The organism is Pseudonocardia hierapolitana, assembly GCF_007994075.1.
GTDB classification, from domain to species: Bacteria; Actinomycetota; Actinomycetes; order Mycobacteriales; family Pseudonocardiaceae; genus Pseudonocardia; species Pseudonocardia hierapolitana.
Map to the genome: position 1 here is coordinate 349204 of NZ_VIWU01000001.1, position 17412 is coordinate 366615.

A 17412-nucleotide genomic window follows, 5' to 3' on the forward strand; every position below is an offset into this window, starting at 1 on the left:
GATCGTCTGCGGCGAGGCGTGGCGTCGTGGAGTTGTCGAAATGTGTGCCGGCCCGGACCGAGGAGCTGGTCCGGGCCGGCGGGGTGTCAGCGGCGGAGGCCGAGACGCTCGATCAGCGACCGGTAGCGCGCGACGTCGACCGAAGCGAGGTACTTCAGCAGCCTGCGGCGACGGCCCACCAGCAGCAGCAGGCCGCGGCGGGAGTGGTGGTCGTGCTTGTGCTGCTTCAGGTGCTCGGTGAGGTCGCTGATCCGCTTGGTGAGCAGCGCGACCTGCGCCTCGGGCGAACCGGTGTCGCCCTCGTGGACACCGTAGGTGTCCAGGATGCTCTTCTTCTGTGCGGCGTCGAGTGCCACGTGGTGCCTCTTCCTTCGTGATGTGCCGTGAGGCCCGCATCCCCTGCGACGGGGGCGGAAGACGGTGCACGGCCGCCACGGACTGCAGCCGGACCCGGTACGCCACGTTACCAGGCACGATGCCCAGCAGGTGTCAGGCCCCTGGGCGACTCGCCGCCTGCCTCAGTACCTCGGCGAGCTCCGGGAAGGTGGGGCCGAGCGCGGCCGCAGCGGCGGCCAGGCGCGCGGGGTCGGACACGCCCCGCAGCACCGCGGCCGCCGTGCCGTCGATGACGGTCCGCTGCACGGGGTGACCGACCGTGCGCGGCCCGTTCCTGCGCGGCCCGCTCGGCCGCTGCCCGTTCCAGTGCCAGCGGGCCTCGGCGATCTCGGCGAGCAGCGCGTCGACGGCTCGACGGTCGGCGGGGGTGCGCAACGCGTGGCAGCGCTGGTCGAGCAGCAGCATCCGGGCGAGCACCGCGGGATCGCCGATCTTCACCCGGCGCGCGCTCACCAGCTGGCTGAGCATCGCCGGGCTCATGCCGAGCGTGCGCGCGAGCCGGGCCTGGGAGATGCCGAGTGCGCCGGTGAGGCGGCGGACCCGCTCACCGAGCGGCGCCCCGTAGAGCTCCCGCTGCCGTTGCTGGTTCTCGATGAGCCAGGAGCTCGTCGCGTCCCCGCCCGTGTCGGCCATGCCCAGGATGCTCGCAAATCCCCCGGCACGTCCGTGGGCGAACGGGGAAACAGGTGCCGGTGTTCGCTGCGCGAGCGCCGCTCAGCCGAGCAGCTCGCGGGTGCGCGCCACGTCCCGGTGCATCTGCTCGACGAGCGCGGCCACGTCGGCGTACCGCTCCTGTCCGCGCAGCCGGTGCACGAAGTCGAGCGCCACCTCGAAGCCGTAGAAGTCCTCGTCCACGTCGAGCACGTACGCCTCGACGGTGCGCACCTTCCCGGAGAACGTGGGGTTGGTGCCCACCGAGATCGCGGCCGGGAGCGCCCGGTCCTTGATCTCGAAGAGGCCCGCGTACACGCCGTCGGCGGGCAGGGCGGTGAACGGGGCGGTGGCCAGGTTCGCCGTGGGGAAGCCCAGGTCGCGGCCGCGCCGGTCGCCGTGCACCACCACGCCCTCCACCCGGTGCGGCCTGCCGAGCGCGGCCGCGGCCGCCTCGACGTCGCCCGCGTCGATGCAGGCGCGGATGTAGGTGGAGGAGAAGGTGATGCCGTCGTCGGTGATCAGCTCGAGGCCCTCGACACCGAAGCCGAACCGCTGGCCGAGCTGCGTCAGGAGGGCCACGTCACCTGCCGCCCGGTGGCCGAACGTGAAGTTGCGCCCGACCACGACGGCGGCGGCGTGCAGCCGCTCCACGAGCACCTCGTGCGCGAACTCCGCGGGCGCGGTCCGGGCCAGCTCCGGGGTGAACGGGAGGACGCAGAACGCGTCGATGCCGAGCGCTGCCACCAGGTCCGCCCGCCGCGGCAGGGTGGTGAGCCGGGCGGGATGGCTGCCTGGGCGCACGACCTCCGCCGGGTGCGGGTCGAACGTCACCAGCACCGCGGGGAGCCCGCGCTCCCTTGCCCGCTCGACGGCACGGCCGATGAGCTGCTGGTGCCCGCGGTGCACCCCGTCGAACACGCCGACGGTGACGACGCTGCGCCCCCAGCCGGTCGGCACGGCCTCCAGCCCCCGCCAGCGCTGCACGGGGTGAGCCTACGGAACCGCCGAGGCCCACCCGCGAGAGGCCACCCCGACACCCACAGCACGGTCCGTGCTCGCTCACGTCTGATCGACCTGCCGCTCCCCCGACCGGCCCTGCAGTCGGAGCACGGCCTCCACGAGCCCGTGCATGCCACCGCTGCGCCGGCCCGACCGGCCGAGAGCTGCCGCCCGACGGGTTGAGCGGCCGGACCGTCGCGGGCCGGTCGCCCGCGCAGGAAGGCGTGCGGGTCGGGCACGCAGCTGAAATCGGCCTGTGAGCATCCACCTGCTGCTTCGGGCGGCTCACGGGTCCTGACCTGCTGGACGCGAGTTGGTGGGATTGGCGCGATTCTCGACGGCCCTCGCGTTAACCGGTCGGAGATCCACGACTCTCGGCCGCTGTCGCCATCCTGGGATCGACCACCGGGACTCGAGTGGGCGCGACGCGCGTTGCGCCGATGCGGTGGGGGGTGGCCGGGTTGGAGAACACCGATCCCGTGGGCGCTCTGCGAGATGCTCGCCCCGGCCTCCCGGACCTGGGTGCGAGCCCGTCCCGCTGGTAGCGGGGCAACTGTCCCGTGGTCACCCTGCCAGGGATGATCCGGACCACCGGATAGTTGCGTAGGCACCCGGCGGAGACGGGCTCGTCGTGAACCGCCGTGCCCTCCGGTCGGGGACGGCCGCCCACGCAACCACGGGGTTCGGTAGTTCTCCCCAACCCGGCCACGGCGGCGCGTGCGCGGCGAGGCGAACGGGGCGGGCTGCACGGGCAGCCGGGAGCGGTGCGCGACCAGCGTCCGGCGCGGGGTGTCGGGAACGGCGCGCCCAAGCCGCGCATCCCATGATCAGGTCGACACCACGGGGGTCGGATCGAGATCGAACACCCGTGGTGTCGACATGATCATGCACACACCCGCGTGATCGTTCCGAAGTGCGGCTCAGGGCCCTCGCCGGGGCGTTCCACCCAAACTCGGACGCTTCTATATCTGTCAAGCGGCTGAGGACGCGTTGCTGCTTGTGGTCGTGATGGTCGCGGTGAGGAAGCGGTAGAGCTCGCGCGCGATGTAGCGCTTGAGGCAGCGTCGGATCTCTCGGGTGGTCTTCCCTTCGGCGGTGCGGCGGGCGAGGTAGGCCTTGGTCGTGGGGCAGCTGCGCATGCGGACCATCGCGATGGTGTGCAGTGCGCTGTTGAGGGCGCGGTCACCGCCGCGGTTGAGCCGGTGCCGCTTGATGTGGCCGCTGCTGGCCTCGAGCGGGCTGGCGCCGGCGAGCGCGGCGAAGGCGCCCTCGTTGCGGCAGCGCCCGGGGTGGGAGAAGCTGATGATCGCTTGGGCGGCGCTGATCGGGCCGATGCCGCGGCGGTCGGTCAGCCCGGGAGCGAGGTCGTCCACGATGCGCTGGAGTTCGCGGCTGTTGGCCCGTAGTGCGCGGTGAGACCCTCGCAGTGCGAGAGCGAGGCGCCGGATCTCGGCCTGGCGCACGACCTGCTCGCGGCTGGCATCGCGGGCCGGACGGTGGCGGGCCAGCGCAGCGAGCCTGGTGTCGGTGAGCGTGCCACGGGCGAAGTCACGGGCGAAGTCACGGTCGCGGTCGTCGCCGCCCAGCAGCAGTGCGCGTAGCCGGTTGGTCTGAGCGGTCGAGCTGTCGGTGAGCTCGTGGCGGGCGTCCATCAGGATCCGGCGTCCATCAGGATCCGGCGTCCATCAGGATCCGGAGCGCTTCGCGGTCACCATCGGCGCGCGGGCTCGGGAGCTGGTCGGCGTCAAGCCGCAGCGCGGTGAGCACGGCCAGGTGCGCGTCGATCGCGTCGGACTTTCCCCGACCGCGACGGGACTTGCGGTTGGGCTGCTCGCACTCGATCACCATCACACCGGCACCGCTGACTGCGCGCGCTAGTCCGATGCCGTAGCTGCGGGTGCCCTCGATCGCGACGGCGACCCGCGACCCGGGAGCGTGATCGCCGATCCAGGCCAGCAGCTCGGCGTAGCCGCGGGAGTCATTGCTGACCTGGCAGGTCGCGATCGGGGCTCCGGTCGGGAGGGCGATTTCTGCGTCGTGGGTGTCGTCGTGGGTGTCACGGTGGGTGTCGACACCGACGACGGCGTCGACACGTTCTGCCAACATGGGCACGGGCCTGGTCCTTCTGACGGGGAACGGGTCCAACAGGCGGCACCGGCCCGGGTGAGGGTCACCACGTGGCACATCTGTGACGGGTCACGCCGTAATCGGCGGACAGGCTTCTGATCAGGCCAACCGGTGAACCGGGCCGGTGCCGGCGACCACGACGGAACAAGTCCGAGACAGGGCACGCCGAAGCGGCCAGATCGATCACGAGTCACATCGGGTCACCGGCACCGAGCCTGACGGTTCTCCACCCAGGAGCACCGCACCGACACACTCACAGATCGATCACCGGGCGTCGAGGCCGGCGGCCTGGGACCCGACCCGTCAGGTCGCCGCGGGGGCGAGGACCACCAGGGGGCGGGCCTGGGGGCCCTTGTCCGTCACCAGGGCCAGTGCTCGGCCGTCGGGGGCGAAGACGCCGTACGTGCCCGCGGTGCCGGTCGCCGGGAGGGGGCGGCCGTGGGAGATGTCGGCGGCCTGGGCGGCGTCGAGGTCGCGGCGCGGGAAGGCCAGTGCGACGGCCGAGTCCAGCGGCACCACCGCGGACGGGTCGGCTTCGAGGGCCTCGAGGGTGTTGGCCCGGTCGAGGGTGAAGGGGCCGACGCGGGTGCGGCGCAGCGCCGTGAGGTGCCCGCCCACCCCGAGCGTGGCGCCCAGGTCACGGGCGAGCGCGCGCACGTAGGTGCCCGATGAGCACTCGACGGCGACATCGAGGTCGGTGCCGCGGCGGGCGAGCAGCGTGAATTCCGAGACGGTGACCGGCCGGGCGGCGAGCACGACCTCCTCGCCGGACCGAACGCGCGCGTAGGCGCGCTGCCCGTTCACCTTGATCGCGCTGACCGAGCTGGGCACCTGCTCGATCGCCCCGGTCAGCGCGGCGATGCCGGCCGCGATCGCGGCGTCGGTGACGTCGCTCGCGTCGGCGGTGGCGAGCACCTCGCCCTCCGCGTCGTCGGTGCGGGTGGCGACGCCGAGGCGGATCGTGGCGGTGTAGGCCTTCGTGTCGAGGGCCAGGTGACCGAGCAGCTTGGTGCCGCGGGCGACCCCGCAGACGAGCACGCCGGTTGCCATCGGGTCGAGCGTGCCGGCGTGGCCGACCTTGCGGGTGCGCAGGATCCGGCGCAGGCGGGCGACGACGTCGTGCGACGTCAGCCCTGCGGGCTTGTCGACGATCACGAGGCCGGGGGCTGGGGCGTCCACCGCGTGATTCTCGCAATCCTCGCGCCCACACCCGGAACCACCGGATACGGTCGGCGCCGACTGCAGGTCAGGGGGGCCTCACATGGAACGAGCCACGGCGGGCGACGTGCTGCGCCGCGGAGCGGGCGCCCGGCCGCGCGAGCTGGCCGCTGCGGCGTTGCTCGTGTCGCTGCACCAGCTCGCGGAGGCCGCGGTGCCGGTCACGGTCGGCTGGGTGATCGATCTCGCGGTCGTGAGCCGCGATTCCGGCGCGCTGCTGCGGTGGCTCGTGGTCGTCGGGGTGGTCTTCGTTGTGCTCGCCTCGAGCGCGTTCGTGGGCTACTGGCTGGGCGCGTACACCGAGCGGATGGCGGCCCACCGCGTCCGGATGGACATGGCCACGAGGGTGCTGCACCCGGCGGGCGGGGCTCCGGGACGATCCGGGGAGCTGGTCAGCACCGCCGGGTCCGACGCCGACCGCGCGGGCGAGGTGTGCCGGGTGGTCTGGGGCGGCATCGCCACGCTCGCCGCGCTCGTGGGCGGGGCGGTCGTGCTGCTCGACGCGTCCGTCGTGCTGGGGCTCGTGGTGCTCGGCGGGGTGCCGCTGGTGCTGCTGTCCTCGCGCCTGCTGGCCCGGCCGCTCGTGGGACGCGCCGAGGCCGAGCAGGAGTCGCTCGCCGCGGCCACCGCGGTGGCCACCGACGTGATCACGGGTCTGCGCGTGATCAAGGGGATCGGCGCGGAGCACGCCGCGGCCGAGTCGTACCGCACGGCGAGCCGCGCCGCGCTGCGCGCCCGGCTCGCCGCCGCCGACCTGACCGGCGGCTACCTCGGGGCCACCAACGTGATCACCGGGCTCTTCCTCGTGGTCGTGGCATGGGTCGGCGGCCGACTCGCGCTGGAGGGCAGCATCAGCATCGGTGAGCTCGTGGCCGGGGTCGGGCTGGCGCAGTTCCTGATCGGGCCGCTCGAACGGCTCACCGAGCTGGGCCCGATCCTCGCGCGCGCCCGCGGCTCGGCCCGCCGCGTGGCCGCGGTGCTGGCCGCACCGCCCGCCGTCACGGACGGCACGGGCACGCTTCCCAGCCGGCCGGAGGGCGCGCTGCGCGTCCGGCTGGACGGCCTCGCCGTCGACGTCGCGCCGGGCGAGCACGTCGGCGTCGTCGCGCTGCAGGCGGCCGACGCGGCCGCGCTGCTCGACGCGCTCGCCCGCGACGCCGATGCACCCGTGCGGCTGGACGGCACCGACCTGCGGGACGTCGAGCTCGACGAGGCCCGCCGGGCCGTGCTCGTCGCCCGGCACGAGGCCACGCTGTTCGAGGGCACGGTGGCCGACAACACCGGGCGCGACCCCGCGGCGCTGGCCGCCGCGGCCGCCGACGAGGTGGTGGAGACGCTGCCGGAGGGGCTCGACAGCGACGTGGGCGAGCGCGGGCGCACGCTGTCGGGCGGGCAACGCCAGCGCATCGGGCTGGCCAGGGCGCTCGCCGAACACCCGCCCGTGCTCGTGCTGCACGACCCCACCACCGCCGTCGACGCCGCCACGGAGCACCGCATCGCCATGGGCGTGTCCACCCTGCGGGCCGGGCGCACCACGGTGGTCGTGGCGTCCAGCCCCGCGCTGCTCGCCCGCTGCGACCGCGTGCTGCTGGTGGACCGCGGCGCCGTCGTCGCGTCCGGCTCGCACGCCGAGCTCGTGGCCGACGCGCGCTACCGGCAGGCGGTGCTCGCGTGACCGTGCTCCCCATCGCGACACCCGCCCGCACCCGAGGCGCACTCGGTGACCTCGTCAGGCCCCACCGCGTGCTGCTGGCCGGCACCGTCGTCACGCTGGTCGCGGCCTCGGTGGCGATGCTGGTCGTGCCGCCGCTGCTCGGCCGGATCGTCGACGCCGTGATCGCCCGCGGCGCGACGGGCCTGGTCGACGGCCTCGCGCTCGGCATCCTCGCCGCACTCGTCGCGCGCGCGGTGTTCTCGGCGCTCGGCTCGGTCCTGGTGGCGCGCCTGGGCGAACAGGTGCTCGCCACGCTGCGCGAGCGCGTCGTGCGCCGCGCGCTCGACGTTCCGCTGGCCGACGTCGAGCGGGCCGGCACCGGCGACCTGCTGCAACGCGTCGGCGGGGACATCTCGGTGATCTCCGAGGGCATCCGCAGGGCGATCCCCACGGTCGTGATCTCGCTGCTCGACGTGGGCCTCACACTCGTCGGACTCACCGTGCTCGACTGGCGCCTCGCGCTCGCCGGGCTCACGCCGCTGCCGATCTGGATCCTGATCTCGCGCTGGTACGTGCGCGCGTCGGGGCCGCTCTACGCGGCGGAGCGGCGGGCCGAGGGCGAACGCACCCAGTCGCTGCTGGCAGGCGTCGGCGGCGCGGCCACCGTGCGCGCCTTCCGGCGCCGCGGGGCCCAGCTCGCCCGCATCGACCGGCACTCCCGCGCCGCCGTCGACGCGGCCATGCGCGCGTCCGACGCCGAGCGGCGGTTCGGCCTCGCCATGAACGGAGCCGAGCTGCTCGGCGTGCTCGCCATCCTCGTCACCGGCTTCTGGCTGGTCCGGGCCGACACCGTCACCGTCGGCGCCGCCACGGCCGCCGCCCTGTACTTCCTGCGGCTGTTCGACCCCATCGGGATCATGCTCTACCTGCTCGACGAGGCGCAGTCGGCGGGCGCGGCGCTGGCCCGGCTGGTCGGCGTCGCCGACATGCCGGCCCCGCCCGCCCCACGGCAGCCGCGCACCCCCGCGCACGCAGGGGTGCGGCTCACCGGCATCCGGCACGCCTACGACAGCGGCCCCGAGGTGCTGCACGGTGTGGACCTCGACGTCGCGCCCGGGGAGCGGGTGGCCGTGGTCGGCGCGAGCGGTGCCGGCAAGACCACGCTCGGCGCGGTCCTCGCCGGAGTGCACAGGCCCATCGCGGGCACCGTCGAGATCGGCGACGTGCCGCTCGGGGACATCGCGGACGTGCGCCGGCACGTCGCCCTCGTCACGCAGGAGGTGCACGTGTTCGCCGGCACGGTGGCCGACAACCTGCGCATGGCCCGCCCGGACGCGACCGACGACGAGCTGGCGGCTGCGCTGAGGACCGTCGAGGCGCCGATGCGGCTCACCGACGTGGTGGGCGACGGCGGCGACGAGCTCTCCGCGACCCGGGCCCAGCAGCTCGCGCTGGCCCGGCTGGTGCTCGCCGACCCGGCCGTCGCCGTGCTCGACGAGGCCACGGCCGAGGCCGGGAGTGCGGGCGCCCGCACGCTCGAACGGGCCGCCGCGGCCGCGCTGGCCGGGCGCACGGCCGTGGTGATCGCCCACCGCCTCACGCAGGCCGCCACGGCCGACCGCGTGGTCGTGCTGGACAAGGGCCGCATCGTCGAGTCCGGCCCGCACGACGAGCTCGTCGCCGCGGGCGGCAGCTACGCCGCGCTCTGGGCCGCCTGGGCCGCCCCCCGCACCACCCCGTGAGCGGATGCGGGTGCCCGGGCACCCGCATCCGCTCACGACCCCTCGTCGGTCAGGGACTTCCCAGCAGGGCCCGCGCCACGAGCGCGGCGCGCCAGTCCATCGCCGCACGTTCCTTCTCCGCCTCCGACGGGCGGCCGCGCAGCGTCCACAGGTGCTCGGCCTGGCGCCAGCACTCGCTTCGCGACAGCAGCAGGGCGAGGCCGCTGGCGTCGTCGTCGGAACGGGAGTCGGAGGCAGCCGCCTCGTTGGCGAGCCGCGCGATCTGTGCGGTCACCGCCTGCACCACCGCCTGCTCGACGGGCCCGGGACCGCGGCCGAGCAGCGTGCAGGCGCTTACGACGGCCGGTGGGAGGTCGAAGCAGACGAGCGCGTGGGCGCCCGCGAGCGTGGTGCGCGCCGGATCACCCGACCCGCCCTCCCACCGGCCCAGCAGGACGTGCCACACCCGTGGCGTCCCGCTCCCCCTGGCATGTGCGCGGACGGCCCGCAGGTAGCGCCGCGCCAGCTCCGCCACGAGGACGGCCCGGAACTCGGTGTCCTGCGCGGGCGCCTCGTCGCAGACCGCGACGGCGGTCAGGAGCCTGCCCACCGGGCCGGCCCCGTGGCCGCGCACACCGGCGTCGGCGCGTTCCTGCAGCCGCGCCACGGCCTCGACGACGCCCGGGCGGTCCGGGTCCCCCGACTCGGCCGCCCCCGACTCGATCGCCACCAACACCGTTCCTCCTCGTCGAGGCCTCGTCGCGGACGGCCTCCGGTCCTCCGGCGTGGGCGCCGGCGACGGGGAGAGTCATCCCGCGCCCGCGTAGATACCCGGGCGCGCGATATAGAGCGTGTTTTCTGCGCGCCGTAAGGCATTGACCTGACGACACGGCCCGACGCTCCCCCGAGGCTGGTGCGGCACGTCGCCCCGCCCACTGCGAGGAGTTCGCGATGACCCCGCCGATGACCGTTCCGTCCACCACCGCCGCCACCGGCAACGAGCAGTTGTTGCGGTCGGCGGGCGGCGGTGACGAGCGGGCCTGGGCCGAGATCGTCGAGCGCTACCGGGGTCTGGTGAGCGCGGTGGTCCGCTCCTACCGGCTGCAGGACGCCGACGCGCACGACGCCGAGCAGCGCACGTGGCTGCGGCTGGTGGAGCACCGGGACTCGCTGCGCGACCCGGAGAGGCTGGGCGGCTGGCTGGCCACGACGGCGTCGCGGGAGTGCCTGCGGATGCTGCGGGAGAGCCGTGCGGTCGTCACCGACGAGCTGGACGCGGTGCCGGACCCGAACCGCGCCGTGGAGGACCGCGTGGTGGACGCCGACACCGTGTCCCGGCTCTGGGGGATCGTCGCGGCGCTCCCGCCGCGCGGGCGCACGATCATGATGGAGCTCTTCGCCGAGGAGCCGCGCCCCTACGCCGAGGTCGCCCGAGCCACCGGCATCCCGATCGGGAGCCTCGGCCCCAGCCGCGCCCGCCTCGTCGAGCGCGTACGCCGCTCGTTCGACTCCGGCGTCGTCGTGGGTGTCTAGGAGCGCCCTCCTAGTGCAGCTGTGGACGTGCGCGCAGCAGCACGGCGCTGGCCTGCACCCGGCTGTGCACGTCGAGCTTCGCGTAGATGCGGCTGACGTGGACCCCGACGGTCTTCTCGCTGATGAACAACCGCTGCGCGATCTCCCGGTTGGTGCGGCCGCAGGCCAGCTCGGTGAGCACCTCCAGCTCGCGGGCGGTGAGGGCGGCGAGCTCGTCGTCGGGTAGGGCCGGCCGGGCCGGTTCGGGCACGGGTTGCGGCGGGTCGATGCGCACCCGCGCCCGGTCCGCCAGGTCCGCGATCTCGGCGAGGAGCGGGATGGCGCCGAGCTCGCGCGCGGTCTGCGCGGCGCGACGCAGCGAGTCGGTCGCCTCGGCCGAGTTCGCCCGCGTGGCGAGCAGTGCCTCCGCCCGCCGCAGGTGGGCGTAGGTCGCCGGGTAGGGCTGAAGGCTCGCCCGCCAGGTCTCCGCCACGCGTTCCCACGCCTGCGGGTCGGAGCGCCCCGCGGCGCGCCCGTCCTCGGCGGTGCACATCTCCACGAACCCGAGCACGAGCTCGCGCACCGCGGGCACGGACGACGCCGCGATCCGCGCGAGGTCGGCGGCGTGCCGGCGCAGCCGGGCGTCCGTGCCGTCGTCGGTCCGCTGCATCCCGAGCCGGGTGCACTCCGCACGGGCGCGGGCACCGTGCCAGACCAGCGGCGCCACCAGCCAGACGTCGTCGGAGCCCTGCTCCACGACGTCGAGCCCGGCGGCGACGTGGTCGAGCGCGCGGTCGGGTCGCTCCCTCCACATCGCGAGCCCGGCCCACAACGTCAGCAGCGGGAGCCGGTACCGCGGCCCCACGGTGGCGGCCGACAGCGCGTCCACCGCCTCGAGGTCGTCCTCGGCCGCGTCGAAACGGCCGCGCCCGGTGTGCAGGCGGGCCCGCGCCAGGCGCAGCTCGAGCGCCTCGGCGCCGGCCGGGGCGAGCTCCCAGGCCTCGGCGATCGTCTCGTCGGCCTCGTCCCAGCGCCCGATGCGGAACAGGCCGTTGGCGGCCACGGCGAGCATGCCCGCTCCCGCGCTGCGCGCGAGCCCCAGCTCCCGGGCCCGGGCGGCGCCGGCCCTGGCGATCGCGATGCCCCGGTCCAGCTCGTTCAGCGGACCGGACAGCAGCTCGGCGAGGCTGCGGTGGGCCCGTGCGATCTCCAGGGGCTCGCCCGCCCGCTCGGCAACCGCGATCGACTCCCGCAGCGCCGCCTCGCCCGCCACCGGATCCTGCAGGTAGGCCAGGCCGAAGCCGAGCATCGCGAGCGCCCGCGCCTGCTGCACGGCGAGGCCGATCCGGCGGGCGAGTGCGAGGGCGCGCCCCGCGGTCTCGTGTGCCGCGGCGTAGTCGCCCGCCGTCCACAGCGCCGACGCGTGGCCGCCGAGCACCTCGGCCCGCTCCCGCTCAGCGCCATCCGCGGGGAGCGCGGCCGTCGCCCGGCCGAACGCCTCCGCGGCCTCCGCACCGCGCCCCGCCGCCACGAGGTACTGCCCCGTGCGGGCGTGGAGCAGGGCGGCCTCGAGGTCGTGGGCGCCCGGGTCGTCGGGTGGTTCGAGGAGGTCGAGCCGTTCGGCCAGCAGCGCGACGGCCTGGTCGGCGTCCCCGGCCAGGTGCGCGGCCTCGGCGGCGCGCTCCAGGCAGCCCACCCGTGGGACGGGCGGGGTGGCCAGCTCGCCGGCGAGCCGGGCGGCGTGCAGCCAGTGCCGGTGCGCCTCCGCGTAGCCGCGCACCCGGTCGGCCGCCGCGGCCGCCGCCACCGCGGCGACGGCGGCGCGTTCCCGGTCGCCCGCCCCGTGCCAGTGGTGCGCCAGGCGGGCGTCGACGCCGGGCAGCTCGCGGGCCCATGCGGTCTCCAGGGCGGTGGCGTAGCGGCGGTGCAGGTCCATCCGCTCCCCCGGCAGGAGCTCGCCCACCACCACGTCGGTGAGCAGGCCGTGCCGCAGCCGGTAGCCGTCGGCCGCGGCGTCCACGACCACAACTCCGGCGTCCACCCCCTCGCGGAGGGCGTCGAGCAGCCACGGTTCACCACCCAGCACGGCCTCGAGCAGCCGGTGCGGCAGCGGCCCGTCGGCCAGCGCCACCGCGCGCACCGTCCGCAACGCAGGCGCGGACAGCCGCCCGAGGCGCGAGAGCACGAGCTCGCGCAGCGTGGTGGGCAGCGCGGTGGGGTCGCCGTCGACCGCGGCGCGCAGCGTCTCCTCGGCGATGAACGCGTTACCCGCCGATCGCATCCACACCAGCTCGACGAGATCGGGGCGGCCGGGCTCCGCGGCGGCGACCAGCTCGGCCACGGCGTCACGGCGCAACGGCGGCAGCTCGACGCTGCGCACCTGCCGGTGCCGCGCGAGCTCGCGGATCACCGTGCGGGCGGCGGCGGTGGGTGCCGAGACCTCCGCGCCCGGCTCCGCGCGGTAGGTCCCCACGAGCAGCAGCCGCTCGTCGGCGAGATTCGCCACGAGGTAGGCGATGAGGTCGAGGGTGGAGCGGTCCGCCCACTGCACGTCCTCGACGACGAGCACCAGGACCGACTCGAGCGCCAGCCGCAGGACGACGCGATGCAGCAGTTCCAGGGTCTGCACCCGCGCCAGCGGGGCGGGCACCGCCGAGCGCAGCACGAGCAGCTCGTCCAGTTGGTCCGACCACGGGGCGAGCAGCCGGCGCACGTCCTCGCCCCGCGGTGACCGCAGCAGCGCGCGCAGCGCCGAGGCCACTGGCCAGAACGGCGGGCTCTCCGCGATGTCGGTGGCGGCGCCGAGGAGCACGGTCGCCCCGGCGTGCTCCGCCCGGACGACGAGCTCCTGGACGAGGCGGGTCTTGCCGATCCCGGCGTCTCCGCTGAGGAAGACGGTGGCCATCCGGCCCTGCCGCACCGCTTCCAGCGCGGCCAGCAGCTCGCCGAGGTCCTCCTCCCGGCCGACCAAGGGGCGCTGGGGCCATCGCTCGGTCACGTCCTGTGACGCTACTGCCCCCGTCGATTCCGTGACCAAGCCACCCCGTGACGCTCGCCGGGCCACCGACGAACATGATCGAAGGACGTATCAGGCGCGCCTGCAGGTGCTCCTCGACCGGGACGAAAGGAGTAGCCCATGGGAGAGATCGCCCACGAGCCGGCGTCGACGGGGAGCACGCAGCGCCTGGCCGAGCTGGCCGGTGACTCGCCGCCGACGTCGATCCCCGAGGTGGTCAAGCGGCTCGCGGAGATCCGGGACTACGCGGCGAGCACCTCGCTGCTCGGCGAGAACGACGGCATCGCCGCCTTCACGAAGCTCTACCACATCATCACGCGCCGGGTCGGCGACATGGTCGACAGCGGCGAGTTCAAGTCCTCGCCGTTCCTCGTGCGGCTCGACATCGAGTTCGCCGAACGGTTCTTCCAGGCGCTGCGCCGCTACGCCGCCGACATCCACACCACACCCGGGGTGTGGCGGGTGCTGTTCGACAACCGCAGCGACCCGAAGGTGCCCCCGGTGAACTTCGCGGTGCTCGGCGTCAACGCCCACATCAACTACGACCTCGCGCACGCGCTCATCGCGGCCTGGCGGCACGTGGAGCCGGACGGCGACGCCCCGGACAGCGAGCAGTACCACGACTACCGCCTCATCAACAGGGTGTTCGAGATCGAGATGGACGGGCTGCGCGAGGAGCTGGACTCGATATTCTCGGCAGGCCCGGACGGCGCCCCGTGGGACGTCGGGGCCAACTGGCTCGCCGACCTCGTCGTCACGTTCACCCGCGATCTCGCCTGGGACGAGGCGAGGCGGGTGTGGCAGGCGGGCGCCTCCCCGGAGGCCTGCAGGGCGTCCGAGCGCAGGCTCGACGCCATGGCGACGTTCCTGGGAGAAGGCGTGCTCCGGCTGCCGCTCCCGTTCTGACACAGCCGTTCTGATAACCGGTCGACCCGCCGGCCCCGCCCCAGCACCATGGCCCGGTGGGTCACATCGAGGCGATGGCCGTCGAGCACCGGTTGCCCGACGGGCGCACGCTCTTCTCCGACGTCTCCTTCCGCGTGGGGGACGGGGCGAAGGTCGCGCTCGTCGGGCCGAACGGCGCCGGCAAGACCACCCTGCTGCGGATGGTCGCGGGTGAGCTGACCCCCACATCCGGCAGCATCGCCCGCAGCGGCGGGCTCGGCGTCATGCGCCAGTTCATCGGCTCGATCAGCGACGAGAGCAGCCTCACCGACCTCGCGCTGTCGCTGGCCCCGCAGGCGATCCGCGCCGCCGGTGAGCGGCTGCGCGCCGCCGAGCGCGCCCTGGACGAGCGCGAACGCTCCCAGCTGCGTTACGCCGAGGCGCTCGCCGCATGGGGCGAGGCCGGCGGGTACGGCGCCGAGGTGGAGTTCGACACGGCGGCCGTCGCGGCGCTCGGCCTGCCGTGGGACCGGGTGCGCGACCGGCCCGTCGCCACGCTGTCGGGCGGCGAGCAGAAGCGGTTCGCCCTCGAGCTCCTGCTGCGCGGCCCGGACGAGGTCCTGCTGCTCGACGAGCCGGACAACTTCCTCGACGTGCCCGGCAAGCGCTGGCTGGAGGAGCGCCTCGCCGAGTCGCCCAAGAGCGTGCTGTACGTGAGCCACGACCGCGAGCTCCTGGCCCGCACCGCGGAGCGGGTGGTCACGGTGGAGGCGGGTTCGGCCCAAACGCACTTCCGGGGAGCCACCGCCGCAGCGAAGCAAGGTGGGGCCTCGCCGGGGACAGCATGGGTGCACCCGGGCGGGTTCGCCTCGTGGCACGCGGCCCGCGTCGCCCGCCACGACCGGCTCGACGAGCTGCGCCGCCGCTGGGACGAGGAGCGGGCCAAGCTGGAGCGGCTCGTCGTGTACTACAAGGCCAAGGCGGCCTACAACGACGGCATGTCCTCCCGGCTGCAGGCCGCGCGCACCCGGCTCGCCAGGTTCCTCGAGGCGGGTCCACCGCCGGAGAAACCGCGCGACCAGAACGTGCGGATGCGGCTGCGCGGGGCCCGCACCGGCAAGCGCGCCGTGGTGTGCGAGCAGCTCGAGCTCGACGGGCTGACGTACCCGTTCGACCTCGAGGTCTGGTTCGGCGACCGGGTGGCGGTGCTGGGCGGCAACGGCACGGGCAAGTCGCACTTCCTGCGCCTGCTCGCCCGCGGGGGCACGGACCCGGAACCGGGGACCGTTCCGGCCAGCGGGCTCGCGCTCGCGCCGGTGGCGCACGAGGGCGTGGCCCGGCTCGGGGCCCGGGTGCGTCCCGGGCACTTCTCCCAGACCCACGACCGCCCCGAGCTCGCCGCGTGCACCCCGATCGACGTCCTCGTCGGCGGCGACGCCGACCGCCCGGGCATGACCCGCGGCGACGCGATGAAGGCGCTCGCCCGCTACGAGCTCGCCGGCCAGGCCGAGCAGCGGTTCGAGACCCTCTCCGGGGGCCAGCAGGCGCGGGTCCTCGTGCTGCTGCTGGAGCTGTCGGGGGCCACCCTGCTGCTGCTCGACGAGCCCACCGACAACCTCGACCTCGCCTCGGCCGAGGCGCTCGAACAGGCGCTCGCCGTGTTCGAGGGCACCGTGCTGGCGGTCACCCACGACCGCTGGTTCACCCGCGGATTCGACCGCTTCCTGCTGTTCACGGGCGACGGTGAGGTCCGGGAGACGCCGGAACCGGTGTGGGAGCCGCTGCAGCGCGCCGCGGCTCCCGCACCGTAGGGCTCACACCGGCGTCGACGTGGCGGACGGGACCGCTCGTGCCGCGAGCCGGGCCGGCGCCACCCCCAGCACGACGACGGCCGCGAACCCGAACAGCAGGTAGTGCGCCGAGGTGACCAGCGACGGCGCACCGAGGTTCACGAGCACACCGGCCAGGGCCGCGCTGAAGGCGTTCGCGATGATGAAGACGGTGTTGATCCCGGCGGAGGCCTTGGCGGCCTCCTCCTCGTCGTCGCTGCTGCCCATCGCGGCGACCGTGAGGTGCGGGAAGGCCAGCCCGATCCCCGCGCCGGCGGCGAACAGGGCGACGACCCAGACCGCGATCACGCCGCCCCCGGGCAGCTCCCGCTGCGCCACGGCGTAGCCGGCGAGCCCCGCCGCGAGCAGCAGCGGGCCGCCGACGATCAGGGCGCGGACGACGCGCGGGCGGGTGGCGTTCGCGGTGACCATCTGCGTCACGGACCACCCCAGCGAGAGTGCGGCGCCGAGGAAGCCCGCGGCCAGCGGGGCCATGCCGCCGAGCTCCTGCCCGAACAGCGGGATGAACGCCTCGGTGCCGATGCCGAACGCCAGCACGCCGACGCTCACGTACACCCAGCGCAGCCGCGAACGGCCCCGGTAGGTGACCTCGGGCAGTACCCGCACCCGCGCGGTCCGCTCGTGGCGCAGGAACCACCCGCCGAGCCCGACCCCGACGGCCAGCGCGATCGCGGTGGCCGCCCCGGCGGGCACGACGCTCGCCAGGCTCACCGCGGCGACCGAGGCCGTGAGCAGCGCCAGCGACCCGGCCGGCACGGGAGCCTCCACCTTCGTCCGGCCGGTGGCCGGAATCGCCCTGCTGACCAGCAGGATCAGCAGCCCCGACACCACGACGAGCACGACGAACGCGGCGCGCCACGCGTCCAGCTGTCCGAACAGCCCGCCGACGGTCGGGCCGAGGATGTTCCCGACACCCCACATCGCGGACACGAGCGCGGCCGCACGGGCCCACAGGCGCTCGGGCAGCGCGCGCTGGATCATCGCGTAGCCGAGCCCGGCGAGCAGGCCGCCGCCCAGCCCCTGCACGGCGCGCCCGATGAGGAGCCCTGCCATCACCGGGCTGGCGGCGCTGATCAGGGAGCCCGCCGCGAAGAGGCCGAACGCGAGGACGTACGCGGCCACGGCGCCGCGCGCCATGAGGGTCCGGCTGACCAGCATCGACGTGATGACCGACGCGACGAGGAAGGTCGTCATCGTCCACGAGTAGAACTCGGCTCCACCGATGTCGGCGACGATCGTGGGGAGCAGGCTCGTCGTGAGGTAGACGTTGCTCGCCTCGAGCAGCACCCCACCCGCGAGCACGGTGGCGACGGGCACGTAGCGCGGGCCGAGCAGCTCGCGCCAGGTGCCGGGAACCGCCTCCGATGTCCTGTCCATGGC

Annotated in this window: 14 protein-coding genes; 5 read left to right on the forward strand and 9 right to left on the reverse strand. The window is 74.8% G+C overall.

Annotation, left to right across the window (positions count from 1 at the left end):
- Positions 1-86: 86 nt before the first annotated feature.
- The 6 genes from rpsO to truB all read right to left on the reverse strand — a co-directional run bounded on the left by rpsO (position 87) and on the right by truB (position 5355).
- Positions 87-356 carry a 30S ribosomal protein S15 gene (gene rpsO, locus FHX44_RS01665; RefSeq protein WP_075942153.1) on the reverse strand — a complete coding sequence of 90 codons (270 nt, stop codon included), beginning with the start codon at positions 354-356 and terminating at the stop codon, positions 87-89.
- Between the two features lie 133 nt (positions 357-489).
- Positions 490-1029 (reverse strand): helix-turn-helix domain-containing protein, encoded by a 540-nt coding sequence (locus tag FHX44_RS01670; RefSeq protein ID WP_147253828.1) that lies wholly within the window; start codon positions 1027-1029, stop codon positions 490-492.
- A gap of 81 nt (positions 1030-1110) precedes the next feature.
- On the reverse strand, positions 1111-2034 hold the full coding sequence (locus FHX44_RS01675) for a bifunctional riboflavin kinase/FAD synthetase (protein WP_147253829.1): 924 nt from the start codon (positions 2032-2034) through the stop codon (positions 1111-1113).
- Between the two features lie 986 nt (positions 2035-3020).
- On the reverse strand, positions 3021-3701 hold the full coding sequence (locus FHX44_RS01680) for a transposase (protein WP_147253830.1): 681 nt from the start codon (positions 3699-3701) through the stop codon (positions 3021-3023).
- A 16-nt stretch (positions 3702-3717) separates the two neighbouring features.
- Positions 3718-4155: an IS110 family transposase gene (locus FHX44_RS01685; RefSeq protein ID WP_147253724.1), complete on the reverse strand. Its 438-nt coding sequence runs from the start codon at positions 4153-4155 to the stop codon at positions 3718-3720.
- Positions 4156-4479: 324 nt separating this feature from the next.
- Complete coding sequence (gene truB / locus FHX44_RS01690) at positions 4480-5355, reverse strand: tRNA pseudouridine(55) synthase TruB (RefSeq protein WP_147253831.1); 876 nt, start codon at positions 5353-5355, stop codon at positions 4480-4482.
- 82 nt (positions 5356-5437) lie between these two features.
- Here truB and FHX44_RS01695 point away from each other — a divergent pair, with 82 nt between their 5' ends.
- Together FHX44_RS01695 and FHX44_RS01700 are read left to right on the forward strand one after the other, a co-directional pair.
- A complete protein-coding gene (locus FHX44_RS01695; RefSeq protein ID WP_147253832.1) occupies positions 5438-7069 on the forward strand; it encodes an ABC transporter transmembrane domain-containing protein in 1632 nt (543 codons plus the stop codon).
- Positions 7066-8790, forward strand: coding sequence for an ABC transporter ATP-binding protein (locus tag FHX44_RS01700; protein WP_147253833.1), 1725 nt, complete (start codon positions 7066-7068; stop codon positions 8788-8790). Before FHX44_RS01695 ends, FHX44_RS01700 begins: the two co-directional genes overlap by 4 nt.
- Positions 8791-8839: 49 nt before the next feature.
- Here the strand turns inward: FHX44_RS01700 and FHX44_RS01705 are convergent, their stop codons facing one another.
- Positions 8840-9505, reverse strand: coding sequence for a DUF5995 family protein (locus FHX44_RS01705; RefSeq protein ID WP_147253834.1), 666 nt, complete (start codon positions 9503-9505; stop codon positions 8840-8842).
- Positions 9506-9720: 215 nt separating this feature from the next.
- Here FHX44_RS01705 and FHX44_RS01710 point away from each other — a divergent pair, with 215 nt between their 5' ends.
- Positions 9721-10302 (forward strand): RNA polymerase sigma factor, encoded by a 582-nt coding sequence (locus FHX44_RS01710; RefSeq protein ID WP_147253835.1) that lies wholly within the window; start codon positions 9721-9723, stop codon positions 10300-10302.
- Positions 10303-10312: 10 nt separating this feature from the next.
- Here the strand turns inward: FHX44_RS01710 and FHX44_RS43735 are convergent, their stop codons facing one another.
- Positions 10313-13279 (reverse strand): helix-turn-helix transcriptional regulator, encoded by a 2967-nt coding sequence (locus FHX44_RS43735; protein ID WP_170308731.1) that lies wholly within the window; start codon positions 13277-13279, stop codon positions 10313-10315.
- Positions 13280-13417: 138 nt separating this feature from the next.
- On the opposite strand from FHX44_RS43735, the gene FHX44_RS01720 reads away from it, so the two are divergent.
- Both FHX44_RS01720 and FHX44_RS01725 read left to right on the forward strand, forming a co-directional pair.
- The gene (locus tag FHX44_RS01720) at positions 13418-14203 is read left to right on the forward strand and encodes a DUF5995 family protein (RefSeq protein WP_147253837.1); all 786 of its coding nucleotides are present in this window, start codon (positions 13418-13420) and stop codon (positions 14201-14203) included.
- Positions 14204-14259: 56 nt separating this feature from the next.
- Positions 14260-15993 carry an ABC-F family ATP-binding cassette domain-containing protein gene (locus FHX44_RS01725; RefSeq protein ID WP_147253838.1) on the forward strand — a complete coding sequence of 578 codons (1734 nt, stop codon included), beginning with the start codon at positions 14260-14262 and terminating at the stop codon, positions 15991-15993.
- A gap of 3 nt (positions 15994-15996) precedes the next feature.
- Here FHX44_RS01725 and FHX44_RS01730 read toward each other — a convergent pair whose 3' ends face one another.
- Positions 15997-17409: an MFS transporter gene (locus FHX44_RS01730; RefSeq protein WP_147253839.1), complete on the reverse strand. Its 1413-nt coding sequence runs from the start codon at positions 17407-17409 to the stop codon at positions 15997-15999.
- Positions 17410-17412: the final 3 nt, after the last annotated feature.

Coding starts and splice junctions, on each gene's coding strand:
- FHX44_RS01710 (WP_147253835.1), top strand. CDS start 9,721: ATGACCCCGCCGATGACCGTTCCGTCCACCACCGCCGCCACCGGCAAC.
- FHX44_RS01680 (WP_147253830.1), bottom strand. CDS start 3,701: ATGGACGCCCGCCACGAGCTCACCGACAGCTCGACCGCTCAGACCAAC.
- FHX44_RS01720 (WP_147253837.1), top strand. CDS start 13,418: ATGGGAGAGATCGCCCACGAGCCGGCGTCGACGGGGAGCACGCAGCGC.
- FHX44_RS01695 (WP_147253832.1), top strand. CDS start 5,438: ATGGAACGAGCCACGGCGGGCGACGTGCTGCGCCGCGGAGCGGGCGCC.
- FHX44_RS01670 (WP_147253828.1), bottom strand. CDS start 1,029: ATGGCCGACACGGGCGGGGACGCGACGAGCTCCTGGCTCATCGAGAAC.
- FHX44_RS01730 (WP_147253839.1), bottom strand. CDS start 17,409: ATGGACAGGACATCGGAGGCGGTTCCCGGCACCTGGCGCGAGCTGCTC.
- FHX44_RS01685 (WP_147253724.1), bottom strand. CDS start 4,155: ATGTTGGCAGAACGTGTCGACGCCGTCGTCGGTGTCGACACCCACCGT.